Source organism: Phocaeicola massiliensis B84634 = Timone 84634 = DSM 17679 = JCM 13223, assembly GCF_000382445.1.
GTDB classification, from domain to species: Bacteria; Bacteroidota; Bacteroidia; order Bacteroidales; family Bacteroidaceae; genus Phocaeicola; species Phocaeicola massiliensis.
The window spans coordinates 306559-321349 of the sequence record NZ_KB905473.1 but is presented as its reverse complement, the minus strand read 5'-3'; the positions used below and the strand labels follow the sequence as shown (position 1 = coordinate 321349).

Genomic DNA, 14791 nt, shown 5'->3' with positions numbered 1-14791 from the left:
GTTGTTCTATAATTTCCCATATTACACCCATCTATTATCGAAATCAACACCTTGGACTGTTAATGTTTCTGGAGAAATCGTTAATGTCGTAGATAATCCCTGCCCAAAACTGATACTTCTATGTAACCTTGCACAATACGCATTCGTAAACGCCACCTCAAATATCACCCCGGACGTACCGGTCTTGAACAGAACTGCCCCGTTCTTTTTCACCCACGGTTTCACAGCCCATCCGTAGATGTTGCTTTTCACCGTCTGCGAAAGGGTTATCATGATTCGTCCCCCTCGCACTTCGCCTTCCGGTTGGTTCTTTAGGTTATCTACTGGCTGGTGAAAACCTATTTTGAACTGTTCCACTGCATATTCGTCGCCGTCAACGCTGAATATGACATTCACGTTGCTGTCCACTTGCGGAAAATTAAAAAGTCCCATAACGCTGCTGTTTTTAAAACACCCACTGATTTTCAAATACTTCTGTACCGAATGCCAGCTTCTGTGCCTGTACGGTCAGTTTGGTCGCAATATAGCTTTTGCCCTGCCGGATATAGCTGATTTCCATATCCACACAAGTCGCTTGCTCAAAGAGTATCTTTTCGAGTGTGGAGCCTTGGTTGTCATGAACTACGATGGCTCCGCTCTGGTATTTACGGGCATCCAGCATCCACTGGATCATGTCACGGTTGGGAAGATGAGGGTAGGTCACATAGAACGTGCCGCCTTTTACCTCGGTCTGTGCCTGTCCTTTGATGTCTATCCCTTGGGCAAATCCGAATTCGCAGCCGATGAGCTGGTAGCTGTCCTTGTACATGTCGGTCAGTGAGGAGGCAGCCAGGTTGCCTATCTTTAAGAATACGGTATATCCAAACATACGATACTTGATTATTGGTGAATATTCCAGGTTAATTCATTCTGTTCGTCCAGACCTACCTCCAGACTTTTTCCTTTGCCCAACTCCTCGTTGATGATAAGCCGTGAAATCGGTCTGCGCAGGTAGTTACGGATGACCCCGGCAACTTGGCGGGCACCGTATTTGGGAGTGAAGCCTTTGTGGGCGAGCATTTTCCGGGCATCATCGCTGATGGTGATGCCGATACCCTGCTTGTCCAGAAGTTTTCTGACTCCGTTGAACTGTATATCGAATATTTTTAGGAGTATCTCTTCACGGATGGGGAAGAACGGAACGATTTCAGACAGGCGTGCCAGAAACTCCGGACGGAAATACTGTCCCATTACCTCCATGATCTGGGTGGTGGGCGGAACATTCCCGGATTCAAGTTGCCTGGTCAGCCATTCACTGCCCACGTTGGAGGTAAACAGCACGATGGAGTTGGAGAAATCCCCCTCTTTGCCTAAACGGTCATGCAACTTCCCCTCGTCCATGATTTGCAGGAAAATGTCATATACGGACGGATGCGCTTTCTCTATCTCGTCAAAGAGGACTACGGCGTATGGCTGTTGGCGTATTTTATTGACTAACATACCGCCTTCCTCATAGCCCACATATCCCGGAGGTGCTCCGTAAAGCAGGGCTGCGGAATGTTCCTCCTTGAATTCGGACATGTCAAAGCGGATCATGGATTTCTCGTCATTGAACAGGGCTTCCGCCAGTGCTTTGGCGAGTTCGGTCTTGCCGGTACCGGTCGGTCCCAACAGGAAGAAGGAGCCGATGGGCTGTCCCGGTTTGTTCATGCCGCTACGGGATTCAAGGATGGCGTCCGTCAGCGTTTTCAAAGCCTGATCCTGTCCGACGACGCGTCGCCGCAGATACTCTTCCATATTGAGTAGCCGTTCTTTCTCCTGTGATTGTATCTTGCCGATAGGAATGCCTGTCTTGCTGGCGACAACGGCGGCCACCTCGTAGACGCCTACCTCCTCTATTTTCTTTTCGGCAAATTGAAAGATGGCGTTCAATGCGTTTCGCAGATAAGCGGCGAGTTCTTCATACTCCTGTAATTCATGGATATCCGCCTCGTCAGGGATGACACCTAAAAGGATAGGGCTTAATTTGTTGTGCATCAGGAAAAGCAGCGTTTTCAGCTCTTCCGTCTTTTCATGGCTCTCTTTCTCTCCCTTTTCTATCTCATCCAATCTGGACAGCAAAGCCTCCGTGTCCTTTTTCCCTGTTTCATTGACCATCTTGATGGCGGAAAGCGTCATATCCAGCAGACCGATGGCGGAGTCCGGCAGACGGCGGTCTTTCACGTACCGCTTGGCAAGACGTACACATTCGGCTACGGCATCGTCGCAGATCCTTACCTGATGGTAGTCCACATATTGTTTCTGCACGGAGTGCAGCATCTGGATGGCGGACTTTATGTCCGGCTCGCTTATCTGCACGGTTTCGAAACGGCGGCTGAAAGCATGGTCCGGCTCAATGATCTTGCGGTATTCGTCAATGGTGGTGGCGCCGATGACGGTCAGGTCGCCGTGCGACAGTTCGGGTTTCAAGACATTTCCCGCACCGGAATTTCCTTGCCGGTTGTCCAGCAGTACGTGGATTTCGTCAATAAACAGGATGGCATTGTCAATATTCCGCAATTCTTTCAGGATGTTTTTCAGGCGGTCCTCAATCTCTCCTTTATAGGTGGCTCCGGCGATCAGGGAGGCGTTGTCTAACTCGAAGACACGGGCTTCAGCCAGGAACGAAGGCACCTTATGGTTGACAATATCCCAGGCTAACCCGTAAACCAGTGCTGTTTTTCCCACACCGGCATCGCCGACTATCAGGACATTGGACTTGCTCCGGCTTCCCAGTATCTCCATGACCATACGGTTCTCACGGTCGCGGTTGATGACCGGATGCAGCCTGTTTGCCGCAGCCGCGGTAAGGTCCACGCAATACTTTGCCAGAAAAGAGGACGAGGCGGAGGCCGGAACATAGGCATCCGCCGTGGCGGCAGGAGAACATACCGGCTGTCCGTTTCCTATATATATGGAATGGATATCCTTTTCCAGAATGGGGAAAGACCTGAGCTGGTCACTGGAAAAAGCGACACCGGGCTTTGTCAGTGCCAATAGCACGCAGATGGGATTGATGTCGAACAGCCCGAACTGGATTCGTGCGTCATCGGCGGCTCGGAAAACGGAGTCGATCTGCTCCGATGGCTTGATCTCGGACAACCGGGTGGATTTCGGGCATTGCTCGATGTACACGTCCGCCCACTCCTCCAGATAGCCTAAATCCTTACCTATACTTATTATAAAATCTCGTAGCCCTACATCCTTATGAAGTAGAGCCTTCAACAAATGCGAGGGAGTATAACACTCGTTCGCATTTTCACGAGCCACTGCAAGTGCTATGTTAAGCGCAATTTTTACAGAATCATCAAGATTAATGAAACCAACTCCTGTATCCATAATCATTAAGATTTAAAAATTGCGCAGGAGAACATTGCAAATATAAGGCAAAAAAAATAATCCAGCTATTTTTGACCGTTGTTTTTTTATGCTTGTGAGCATGTTTCCAACAAAAACAAGAAAAAATCCTCGAAAGTTCTTTGTAGTTTTCAGAAAATGCCATATATTGGGCGCAGAAATTGAAGGACAAAGACAGGGTAACAACAGACCGCCTCTGACCGGATATTTCAAAATCAATTTATTGTTTAACTCAAGTTTCGCAAGTACTCAAATAATGTAATAAAAAAAGGCTAAAGAGTTTGATAATTCAATGATTATCACTATATTAATGTCGCCAAACAAACATATAGCACCCTTTAGCCATGAACAAAAATAGACATATTATCGGTGAACTCCAAGAGTTTTTTGCAAACAATGACTCCAGCAAGGCAATAAACAGCATATCAACCATTATGAACAGCATAAGGATACAAAGCAAAGTTATCGGGTCAGTTAAGAATCCGAATTGCAAATTCACCTGTCTTCAGGTGTTACAACTGCTTGTTCTGTTCCCGTTCTTTTCAATTAAGAATGCTGCCAACTATTCGTCTTCTGCCCTGGGTAAGATATTTGTCTGCCACAAAGATATGTTCTATCGTTTCATGAACGACGGCAACATCAATTGGCGACGTATAATCTACTCGGTTTTCAGGCAGTTGTATTCACGTGTGAAACGCAGAACGACATTGAAGTCGGACATCAGATGCGTCATCATCGATGATACAGACCTTCCGAAGACCGGATTCAAGACCGAGAAGATTGGCAAGGTATTCTCTCATACCCAAATGAAGCCTATACTTGGATTCAAGGCAATGTTCCTCTGCTTTACGGATGGTGTATCCCAGTTTCTCCTTGACTTTTCTCTCCATGGAGAGGAGGGAAAACGAAGCGATAAGCCACAGGGGTTATTCAAGAAACAGACGGAGGCTCGCTATTGTAAGGAACACTCAGGGGATGAGCGTATTGCCAGGCGTAGCGCTGAGTATTTTGCAAGTAAGATTGAGACGGCCATCAGCATGCTCAAGCGCTCAATCATAGAGGGTGTACGTTTCGATTATCTTCTTGTTGACAGTTGGTTTACCTGCTCTGAACTTTTGAAGTTCGTGGTCTCAAGGCACTTTGGATGCCACCTTATCGGAATGATAAAGATGGGCAAGACAAAGTATGAGACAGATCTTGGAAACAAGACAGCGCCTGAACTTATCAAGGCTCTCCAAAAATCCAAGAACGTAAAGTATAGCCGCTCAATCGGTTACTACACAGCAACTGTCTCTGCTAAAATCTCCAGCATTAAGGTCTGCCTGTTCTTCTACAGAAGAGGCAAGAACGGCAATTGGAATGCTCTGCTTACCTCGGATTTGAAACTTGATGCGAAAGAAGCCTTCAGACTTTACTCAAGAAGATGGGTTATCGAAGTGGCTCACAAAGAGATGAAGCAAAATCTTAAACTCGGAAAGAACCAGTGCAGAGACTTCGCCGGACAGATTGCAGGCATATCATTGTGCGTACTGCAATACAATATTCTCAGTTATGTCAAACGCTATGAGTCATACGAAACTATCGGAGGACTCTTTGCTGAAATTTCAAAGAACTCTGTTGAACTTTCAGTAGCAGAAAAAATCTGGCTGCTGATTGTAGAAGTTATAAACGTCATTGCCGAGGTACTTAACTGTGATGCAATGGTTCTGACTGAACAAGTAATATCAAACGATAAACAAATCAAAGCTGTGAAGCAGGCTTTCGACAGGCTGACACCAGCCGCCTGAGGAGCTACACTTTACTTGCGAAACTTAAGTTGTTTAATTTAAAACTTTGAGACTATGGCATTTAAAGCGTCATTTAAGTTCTCGGACTCAAGAGAGTTTGATGTATTGAACTGGAGAGTCAAGTTCAATCGTGATGTGGACCCCAAAGGTCGTCCGGCATCTGACATTTATGGTGGCACAATCTATGTGGAAGTCGAATCGACTCCCGATACCATTGTGCTGGATAAAATGTTCAAGCAGTACCAGCCTGTAAACGGAAACATCGTCTTCAAGAAAGCGGATGAGGATGCCAAAATGAAGGAACTGGTGTTCGAAAACGGTTACGTGGTAGAGTATGAGGAGGCACTGAATGTGGCTAACGCCTATCCGATGACAGTCAAGTTCGCCATTTCCGCACAGACCGTGAAAATGGACGAGGCTACGTTTACACAGGATTGGCCGGAAAACAACTAACGGTTGTTTCCTAATCAAAGTTTTAAGGTGCCGGAATATACCAATTCCGGTTATTTCGGCACCAAAAAACATACCGACTGGTCGGTTTAATAATTGAAATTCATAGTTTAAGATAGTATGGGAGCAAGTTTTCTGAATTTGGTGGCTACTAAAGTGACCGTGAAAGGAGAAGAGCAGAAGTTCGTTTCATTGTGTCTCCGTCAGGGTTTTAACCGGCATCACACCTTTACCGTGGTGGTGAATTATCTGTCGCCTAACAATACGTTCCAACAAACCCCGGAAAAATTCATCGGTTACATCGGGGAGACCGCCAGCATTTCGTTTGCCCACAAGCAGACGGGTGAAAGTTATGATTTCGAGGGTGTCATCACTCGGGTGGAAATGGTTGGAAGCATGGGTGAGACAGGCGGAGTGGCCATTCATGGAGCAAGCCCTACGATACTCTATGAGAACAACAGGACACTCGACTCATGGATGGACCAGTCCCTTTCCACCATAATAAAGGAGGCGACACAGGAATATGGAAAGGTCAACCTGGTTTCCAACCCCAAGTATGCGACGCCTATACCTTATATGGCGCAGTATAATGAGAGCGTCTTTGACTTCATGAACCGCCTCTCGGCACTCTATGGGGAGTGGTTCTATTATGATGGGACAAAAGTGTATTTCGGAAAGCCGGAGAAGGACAATACGGAGAAAATCGTTTACGACATGGATCTGGAAGAAGTGCGTTTGGTTGCCAACCTGATACCGGGAAAATCTGCAAGATACGATTATGTAGCGCAGGAGAACAAACAGCATAATGCAGATACGCCCGCCAAACCGGATGGTATGAACGATCTTCAGTCCATTGCGCACGGTTGCTCCGAAAAGGCATACGCCGCAAAAACAACCTCGGCAGCCAATCCTCATATAACGGACAAGGCAGGATTGGACGAGCAGATGAAAGTCGTCAGAAACGAATCTGGAGCCAATCTGTTGAATATAAAGGGTATAGGAAAGACTTGTCGGATCAGGATCGGCGAAATCATTGATGTCTCTTTCCCTGACAGGATGGGTCTGTCTCCTTTAGGAAAGTTCCGCATTGTCGAAGTCGTGCACGAGGTACGCCGTGACGGACACTATACGAACTCCTTCGTCGGTATTCCGGACGGTACGGTACATATCCCTGTCCCCGATGTGAGGCTTCCGCTGGCGTTGCCGGAACTGGCTACGGTAAGGAAGAACGATGATGAGAAGGGGCAGGGACGCGTGAAAGTAGCTTTCGACTGGCAGAAGAATGATAAGACAACCAATTGGATCAGGATGCAGAGTCCGAATGCGGGAGTAAGCGATGCGGTTCCCAAAAATCGCGGATGGGTATTTGTCCCGGAAGTCGGAGACCAGGTCATGGTCGGCTATGAGCACGGCAATCCGGATCGCCCTTATGTAACGGGAGCTATGTTCCATTCCGCTTCGGGAAAAGGTGGCGATGAGAACAACAAGACCAAAAGCATCATCACACGCAGCGGTAACGCCATCGTTTTCGATGATGAGACGGGAAGTATCGTCATTACTGACCGGACGGGAAAGCAGCTGATTCTGCTGGACGGCACGGATGCCATTACCGTCATGGCGAAAAAAAGCGTTACCATTACCAACGAGGATGAATCGGTCATCATAATGGACGAAAAGTCGATAGGCTTGCAGGCGGATACCATTTCCATTGAAGGCAGGAAAAGCGTGACGTTGTTGTCCGGCAACGAGAACATGGTACTCAGCAGCGAGAAGAATATAATCAGTGGAAGCGGTACCAATATAAAAATGGAAGCGGCCAAAGAATATGACCTGACCACCCGGACTGGGACGCTCAACGGTACGAACCTCGTAATAGAAGGCACGGCGGATGTGGCGGTTTCGGGAGGAATGGTAAAAATCAATTCGTAATCCGGTTGGTTATGGGAGCATCTGCATCTGTTATACAGGAATATTACAAAGCGGTCGATTACTGGGCGGATATAGCCGGTAACAGGGACTGGAAACTGTCTGTATGGATTGTCGGTCAGAATGATGTGGACCTGGTGGACAGGTTTCTGGAAATAGAACGTTCTCCGGTAGGACGGTTCGACGATATATTCTTTCGTTTTGATACTCCGTATAAGGGGGATGACGAGGAATACGCCGAACAGCTCTGGCAGGAATATGCGGGTTGGTTCTCGGAAAAGGTTGAGGAGAAGTATGATATTCTCAGGGCTCTGCGGCACGACGGGCTGTTGAGGGAAGAATATACCCCCGATGTGTCGGTTGAACATACGGCGGGCAACTTGTGGAGAGAGATGTTGCGTTTCAAGGCATGTATCTCCCGGTTGGATGATGCCTTTTTCTGTCTGTACTTTCCTCCGGAACAGGAAAGGGGGTGCTCCCGGACAGGATGGTTCGGCAATGTGCTGAAAGAGGGCGTCCCGCAGGGAATCCGGATGACAACCATTGATTTGAGAGGGAACAGGAATGTCAGGCTGGACGAGTCCCGGGAGGTGGTTTGCATACGCCCCCGGTTCGATATGGCGGCGGCATTGCATAACCGGATGGCACGGTCGGATAGCGGTAATGACCTGATTGCGCCTGAAAACCGGTTCAAGCAGCAGGTGACGGTTGTCATGGATTGTACACAAAAGCAGGATTGGAAATTATTGGACAGGGAAATCCGAAAACTATTGGATATTTCCAAAGAAATGAAGGATACGAATATCCGGACTTCTGCTCTGTTCATAGCGTCTGAGGCGTGTTACGCGATCCGGGAATACAGGCATAGCATGAAGTACAGTGATGCGACCATCAAAGAGGCGGAGAAGGCGATGGAAAGTGGCGAAGCGGCAGGATACAGTTATTGGAAAATGGCCGTATCCATGAAAGCGGCGATTCTGACAGCCGGGAAAAAACGGGAGGAGGCGGTTGCCTTGTATGAAGGGATGGCACGGAAAGCCATCACGCAAAAAGACCCTTATTATGTCATGGAAGGCTACCGCATGTGTGGTTTCCTGCGCTACGAGGTTGGGAAGATGGAACAGGCTTTCGAGTATTTTTTGCTCGCCCTGTCCGGGGGGAGTTACCTTTCCGGGGAAATCAGGCGGAGTTCCACGTTCACTTACGCGGCACATCTGGCTCTTCACACAGGAAGACAGGTACGTTCCCCGCTTGATGTCTCGATTTTGGAAGGACAGCTCCGGGAGTGGCTCGGGGACGACTGGAAGGAATTGGTGGACAATCCGGACATGCAGCTGGCGAAGGCCAGAAGAAAAGGGGGTATTTTCAATTGACAGAGATTTAATTAACATATATTTTTAATTTAAAATTGAATAAGTATGGACCTTGGAAATTATGGAATCGGCGGAAACGAGGTGAAGATTGACGCTTCCGAAGGTATTGCGGAAATTCCACAAAACCGAACGTTATTGGTGGAACAGTTGACAAAAGACGAACCGGTGGCTCCCGAAGTGATCGCAGGCTTGACCAACATCGACGAAGTGTTTGCACATTTCCGGCCGGAAATAGATATCGAGTTCTCGGATGCGGAGGGGGCTCCCGTAGAGGAAAATTTCCGTTTTCAAAATGTCGGCGATTTTTCTGTCAAGAAGATGACGGAACAGAGTCCTTTCTTGTCCGGGCTGAATGCGGAGAAACAGTTTGCGGACAGGATGGAGAAGTCATTGCGCTCCAACAAGGTGTTGCAACGGGTACTGGAAAATCCGGAGACACGCGGGGCTTTCGTCAATGCGATTTCCGCCATTCTGGACGATTTGAAGAACAACGAGAAGTCTAATCCTGCTAATGAATGATAGTTATGAGCGAACAGAATACACAAAGAGAAGCTGCCGTACAGCAGCAACAGGCTGTGGCGCAGTCCAGAAATCTGAATGCAGAATTGCAGGTTCTGGCTAAGTTTGGAGGTTTTAATGTCCTGGAATCTTCCGTGGACGGCATACAGAACCTGAACCCGGAACGTAAGGCGCGGCGGAACATATTCCTTTCCGATCCTGAACGGGCGGGTGAGCGCAAGGAACTGAAAAAACGGCTGGAAATGTGGCTGGATATGCTGGAGGGTAACAAATCCATCAGCGAGATGGTGGAATTGTGCCAGAAGAAATCGGCGGCGGTATCCGGTCTGCTTTCCCAAAACCAGTTGAAGGCGGTAGAGGAGGTCAAGCAGTTGGAGAAGTCTTACCGCACGGTCATGCTCTTCTACAAGAATACGGATTCCGACAAGATCAAGAACATCTCCATCGTGAACGCTTCGATGGACCAGCTTACCGATTTGGACAATTCTTTCTTCATTGATGCCATTGCGAACGAGCTTCGTGCGAACTATGACCGGTTGGACTTGCGTACCAACTACTCTCTTTTGGTTATTCCCGGGTATTTGGGTTCCAACAAGGTGATTGAAAAATGGGCAAAGATAGCACATGACAACAAGGTAATGATTTACACCGATTTCGCTGATTTGGAAAAGCCGGATGACGTTATAGAAATGTTCTTTGACTCCAACCTTTCGGGAGGCGATGTGTACAAGTCCAATGTATGTATGACCTGCAATTACCTGGTGGGACGCGGACGTTATGCGGAACTGGGTGAAACGGAAGATTTGTTGATTCCTCCTTCTGCGGCGTTGGCGGGCAGTGTGTACAAGACGGTAATGGCACAGGTTACCGCCGGAAAGAAGTACGGTTCCATGAGTGAGGTGGACGGGGTTGCATTCAACCTGAAAAAGAGTGAGATCTCTGAAATCGAGAAGATTGGCCTGATTCCGATGGTGAAGGAGTACGGCAAGGTGATGGCTTTCTCTGCCAAGACTCTGTTCAATGGGGATAACCTGGGATTGCAGACCTATTCCGTGGTCCGTGTGTTCGACTGGGTGACGAAAGTGCTGATGGACTTCCTCAACCGCCGTGCCTTTGAAAACTGGAACAGCAAGGCGGAAAGGGATTTGCGTGGTCAGATCAGCAAGTTCCTGGACAGCATACAGGGACCCGGACGCTTGATTGAGAAGTTCAAGATTCTTCGTTTCGAGCGTGACCCGAAGCAGAAAGACCGCATTTTCCTCGACATTCACCTGACTCCTTATTTCCCGGCAAAGAGTTTTGTCATCAAGCTGGAAGGTACAAAAGGGGATGACGAGAACGACTGGAACAGCGATTATGCGCAGGATGCATAGATAAAGTCCTTTCTTAGACGGCCGGAGTGTTCCGGTTGGTGACTCCGGCTGTTTCCTTTTTTACATTCTAAAAATTTCTCACCATGTCAGATGTGTTCAAGAATATAGCTGACGCTACCGGCGATAGTAGTGTCAGACGGGGCTTTGCCGACCTTTTTGCAGACTCCAAGGCGGCTTTGGACGAGATTCAGGCAGGTTTGGGCGGAATGCTTCCTTCCATGCCGGGTATGCCTGTCGCCAAGTTCGGCGATCTGTCCATAGGGATAGACATGCATCCTACCGTTACCCCTCCCTCCCCCATCATGCCTGTACCTCACGTGGGTAAGGTGTACGACCTTATGGCGGACATCATGGCAGGCATAGCGGCGGCTATTCCGCCTGTGACCGGCGGAGTGGCGGGAGTGGCATGCAGCATCCTCAAGAGCATGGCCCCGTCGGTAAAGGTACACAACCAGTGGATTGCGCAGGCGGGTATCGGCATTGTGCATCTGCCTGCGTTCGTGCTGCATCCGGCTCCGTTGGTCAGCGGAATGTCCGAGTCGGAAATGTGGATGGGTAGTTCCACAGTCCTGGCGGACGGTGCGCCCTGTTCCACCCTCACACATCCGGCGCTCTCCTGCAATATCGTAGGAGTACCCACAATTCCCCGCAAGGGAAAGCCCAAGAAGGTGAGCAAGGCTTTGCTTGCTCCCACTTCCATGCTCTCTACCATCACATCGGTAGGCAAGCCTGTGCTTGTGGGCGGACCGCCTACCATTGACATATTCGCGTTGGCAATGAAGTTCGGGCTGAAGGGCTTGGGTAAAATGTGGAAGAAGATAGGTGACCAATTCCAGAACCTGATTGACAGACTGAGAAAGAACGGTATGAACAAACTGGCGGACATCCTCCAGCCCATAAAATGCAAGACATTCGGCGAACCGGTGGATGCTGCCACAGGCAGGGTATATCACACCAACGTGGATTTCGAGCTGCCCGGTCCCATCCCTATCGTTTGGGAACGCACCTATTACAGCGATGCCGCCGTGGACGGTCCGTTGGGGTATAACTGGCATCATAGCTACAATCTGGGAATACGGCAGTTGGAGGAAGGAGCCTTTCTGTTCCGCCATGCTGACGGACGGGAGTCTTTCCTGCCCGTACTGAAACCCGGAGATTCCTATTTTGACCGTAAGGAACAGTTGTCCTGGACGCTTGACGCTCGGGGTTATCAGCTTACAGACATCCGGGGACTGCAATACCGCTTTGACGGTCCTGAAAACCGTTTCGGCTACCGCATGGTGTCGGACATTTCCACGAAGGACGGGTTCCGGGTCCGCTTCGAATATGCTTCGGGGGGAAGGCTGGCAGGAATTATATCCTCACGGGGAGAATTCCTGAAAGTGGAGACCGACGAGTCGGGACGGGTACTCTGCGTATCTGTGGATCAGGACGGTGAGGAGGTGAAGCTGGTCCGCTATCGTTATGATGACCGGGGCGACATGGTGGAAACCATCGATGCGCTGGATGTCAGCAAGCATTTCATCTATTCCGGTGGGCACCTGCTGGTACAGCTTACCAACCAAGGGGGTATGTCCTTCCATTGGGAATATGAAGGTAAGGGGGAGAATGCCCGCTGTGTGCATACATGGGGCGATGGAGGCGTGATGGAATATTTCATCCGTTACGGCAAGGGATATACCCATATCCGCAACGGGGAAAATGCCGAAACCGAATATTATTACGGTGAGGACAAACTCATCTATAAGATAGTGGATGCCAACGGAGGAATTACCCGTCACCAATACAACAGCTTTCAGGAACTGGAGGTCACGGTCAATCCCGAAGGCTATACCCATAAGACCGCCTACAATGAGTTCGGCCGGCCGGTGCGGATAACGGACGAAAACGAGGAGGACACCTTCTTGGACTATGACAAAAACCGCAATTTGGTTTCACTCCGCACACCGGGAGGCAAAAGGCTTTCATGGGACTATGATGAACAGGATCGGGTCATCAGCCGTACCACGTTGAGCGGAGAAACAGTGAAATATGCCTACGAGGGAGGCGTGTTGCGAACCATAACGGACGGACTGGGGCGTGTCTATACGCTCACATTCAACGGACGTTACGATTTGGAGCTGCTACAGTTCCCCAACGGGCTGTTCCGTCGGTGGGAATATGACGGCAGGGGCAGGCTCATACAGGCGGTGGACGTCAAAGGCAATGCCACCCGTTATGCCTACGACCGCGCGGACAACCTGATACGGCTGGAGGAACCGGATGGCAACGTGCACCGGTTTGAGTACGATGCCATGGGGAACATGGTACATGCCAAGGACAACATCCGTGAGGTAAAGTTTACCTACGGGGCGTTGGGGGTATTGAAAAGCCGTGAGCAGGACAGGCACTGGATTACGTTCGGCTACAACAGTGAGTTGCAGCTCCGCCGCATCGGCAACGAGGCGGGCGACAACTATTTCTTCGAGCTGGACGGACTGGGGCAAGTCGTTACGGAAATAGGTTTCGACGGCTTGCGGCGTGAGTACGAGCGCGATGGTGCGGGACGTGTTACCCGTGTGAATCGCCCCGGGGACAAATGGACGGAATACTTGTATGACGGACTGGACAACATACTGAAGGAGGAACAGTATGACGGAGAGATATCTCTTTACACGTACGACAAGGACGGCATGCTCATTAAGGCGAAGAACAGCGAGAACCTGCTGGAGTTCACCCGTGACAGGAAGACGGGACTGGTTACAGAGGAAAGGCAGGGAGAATACACCGTCAGCCGCACCTATGACAGCGAAGGCAACTGTACCCGCATCACCAGCAGTCTGGGAGCGGACATCCGTCATACCTATGACCGGGAAGGCAACCTGCAGACCATGCAGGCAGGTGAAAGCTGGCAGGCATCCTGGGTACGCGACAATACGGGGCTGGAGGTGCAGCGCACCTTCTCCGGTGGCGTAACAGTCTGCACCGAGCGCGACGGTTTCGGGCGCGAGGTGCGCAAGTCGGTCCGGTCGGGAGGCATCGAGCGTGGAGCATACCGCTATGAGTGGGGGATTGCCAACCGACTGCTTTCCAAGGAGAACGAGCTGACGGGAACGGTCATGCGCTACGACTACGACCGTTTCGACTTCCTTATCCGGCAGGAAATTACCCAAGGTTCGGAAACGGACGTGATTTATCGTGTGCCGGACTTCGTGGGCAACCTCTTCGGAACCCCGGACAGGAAGGACCGCAAATACGGTGCCGGTGGAAAACTTTTGGAAGACCCGGATTGTTTCTACCACTACGACGACGAGGGGAACCTCATTTTCCGTGAGTTCAAATGGTTGCAGGAAACGGGCGTAAGGTACGATCGCAAGCGCATGGAGAAGGAACGTAGCATCCACTGCCTGGCTACAGGCATGGGATGGCTCTACGAGTGGGCGTCCAACGGTATGCTGAAGAAAGTGATACGCCCGGACGGCAGGCCGGTGGAGTTCCGCTACGATGCGTTGGGACGACGCACAGCTAAGCAGTATTTCGAAAAGGTCACACGCTGGGTGTGGGATGGAAACGTGCCTTTACATGAGTGGAGCTATAAAACCATTGACTTACAATCAGACGAAAAGGGAAACACCCTTCCAAAAGAACCGGTAGAAGATATTACTACCTGGGTGTTCGAGGCAGGTACGTTTGTACCTACGGCAAAGATACAGGAGAGCAAGCAGTATTCCATTGTGTCCGACTACTTGGGTACACCCATCCAGATGTACGACGGACAGGGAAATAAGACTTGGGACTGCACGCTGGACATTTACGGAAAAGTGCTTGCCGTTGATAAGGGAGCGGAGTTTGATTGTCCGTTCAGATTCCAGGGACAGTATGAGGATATTGAGACTGGATTGTATTATAATAGATTCAGGTACTACTCGCCGAAGATGGGGATGTATATTTCTTCTGACCCGATTGGATTGGCGGGTGGTAATCCTACGCTATACGGATATGTTTTCGA

Annotated in this window: 10 protein-coding genes; 7 read left to right on the top strand and 3 right to left on the bottom strand. The window is 49.7% G+C overall.

The genetic code is table 11. The annotated features are described in order from the left end of the window. Positions 1 to 21: 21 nt before the first annotated feature. Genes tssD (HMPREF1534_RS04895) through HMPREF1534_RS04905 form a run of 3 tightly spaced genes read right to left on the bottom strand, consistent with a single transcriptional unit; the run spans position 22 to position 3357 of the window. Complete coding sequence (gene tssD / locus HMPREF1534_RS04895) at positions 22 to 432, bottom strand: type VI secretion system tube protein TssD (protein WP_005942778.1); 411 nt, start codon at positions 430 to 432, stop codon at positions 22 to 24. 13 nt (positions 433 to 445) lie between these two features. Further along, on the bottom strand, positions 446 to 868 hold the full coding sequence (tssD, locus tag HMPREF1534_RS04900; protein WP_005942775.1) for a type VI secretion system tube protein TssD: 423 nt from the start codon (positions 866 to 868) through the stop codon (positions 446 to 448). Between the two features lie 11 nt (positions 869 to 879). After that, positions 880 to 3357 carry an ATP-dependent Clp protease ATP-binding subunit gene (locus HMPREF1534_RS04905; RefSeq protein WP_005942771.1) on the bottom strand — a complete coding sequence of 826 codons (2478 nt, stop codon included), beginning with the start codon at positions 3355 to 3357 and terminating at the stop codon, positions 880 to 882. A gap of 362 nt (positions 3358 to 3719) precedes the next feature. Between HMPREF1534_RS04905 and HMPREF1534_RS04910 the strand changes: the two genes are divergently transcribed. The 7 genes from HMPREF1534_RS04910 to HMPREF1534_RS04940 all read left to right on the top strand — a co-directional run. Beyond that, positions 3720 to 5162, top strand: coding sequence for an IS4 family transposase (locus tag HMPREF1534_RS04910; RefSeq protein ID WP_005936442.1), 1443 nt, complete (start codon positions 3720 to 3722; stop codon positions 5160 to 5162). Positions 5163 to 5216: 54 nt separating this feature from the next. Continuing rightward, positions 5217 to 5615, top strand: a complete 399-nt coding sequence (tssD, locus tag HMPREF1534_RS04915; protein WP_005942768.1) for a type VI secretion system tube protein TssD — start codon at positions 5217 to 5219, stop codon at positions 5613 to 5615. Positions 5616 to 5732: 117 nt separating this feature from the next. Continuing rightward, positions 5733 to 7541: a type VI secretion system Vgr family protein gene (locus tag HMPREF1534_RS04920; protein WP_005942765.1), complete on the top strand. Its 1809-nt coding sequence runs from the start codon at positions 5733 to 5735 to the stop codon at positions 7539 to 7541. An 11-nt stretch (positions 7542 to 7552) separates the two neighbouring features. Then, on the top strand, positions 7553 to 8911 hold the full coding sequence (locus HMPREF1534_RS04925; protein ID WP_005942763.1) for a hypothetical protein: 1359 nt from the start codon (positions 7553 to 7555) through the stop codon (positions 8909 to 8911). A 45-nt stretch (positions 8912 to 8956) separates the two neighbouring features. Next, positions 8957 to 9430 (top strand): hypothetical protein, encoded by a 474-nt coding sequence (locus HMPREF1534_RS04930; protein WP_005942760.1) that lies wholly within the window; start codon positions 8957 to 8959, stop codon positions 9428 to 9430. Then, positions 9427 to 10803, top strand: coding sequence for a DUF5458 family protein (locus tag HMPREF1534_RS04935; RefSeq protein WP_005942757.1), 1377 nt, complete (start codon positions 9427 to 9429; stop codon positions 10801 to 10803). The genes HMPREF1534_RS04930 and HMPREF1534_RS04935 overlap by 4 nt, the downstream gene beginning before the upstream one ends. 83 nt (positions 10804 to 10886) lie before the next feature. Further along, positions 10887 to 14791 (top strand): DUF6531 domain-containing protein (locus HMPREF1534_RS04940; RefSeq protein ID WP_005942753.1); only part of this gene is annotated, 3905 nt, incomplete at its 3' end.

Coding starts and splice junctions, on each gene's coding strand:
- tssD (WP_005942778.1), bottom strand. CDS start 432: ATGGGACTTTTTAATTTTCCGCAAGTGGACAGCAACGTGAATGTCATA.
- tssD (WP_005942775.1), bottom strand. CDS start 868: ATGTTTGGATATACCGTATTCTTAAAGATAGGCAACCTGGCTGCCTCC.
- HMPREF1534_RS04905 (WP_005942771.1), bottom strand. CDS start 3,357: ATGGATACAGGAGTTGGTTTCATTAATCTTGATGATTCTGTAAAAATT.
- HMPREF1534_RS04910 (WP_005936442.1), top strand. CDS start 3,720: ATGAACAAAAATAGACATATTATCGGTGAACTCCAAGAGTTTTTTGCA.
- tssD (WP_005942768.1), top strand. CDS start 5,217: ATGGCATTTAAAGCGTCATTTAAGTTCTCGGACTCAAGAGAGTTTGAT.
- HMPREF1534_RS04920 (WP_005942765.1), top strand. CDS start 5,733: ATGGGAGCAAGTTTTCTGAATTTGGTGGCTACTAAAGTGACCGTGAAA.
- HMPREF1534_RS04925 (WP_005942763.1), top strand. CDS start 7,553: ATGGGAGCATCTGCATCTGTTATACAGGAATATTACAAAGCGGTCGAT.
- HMPREF1534_RS04930 (WP_005942760.1), top strand. CDS start 8,957: ATGGACCTTGGAAATTATGGAATCGGCGGAAACGAGGTGAAGATTGAC.
- HMPREF1534_RS04935 (WP_005942757.1), top strand. CDS start 9,427: ATGATAGTTATGAGCGAACAGAATACACAAAGAGAAGCTGCCGTACAG.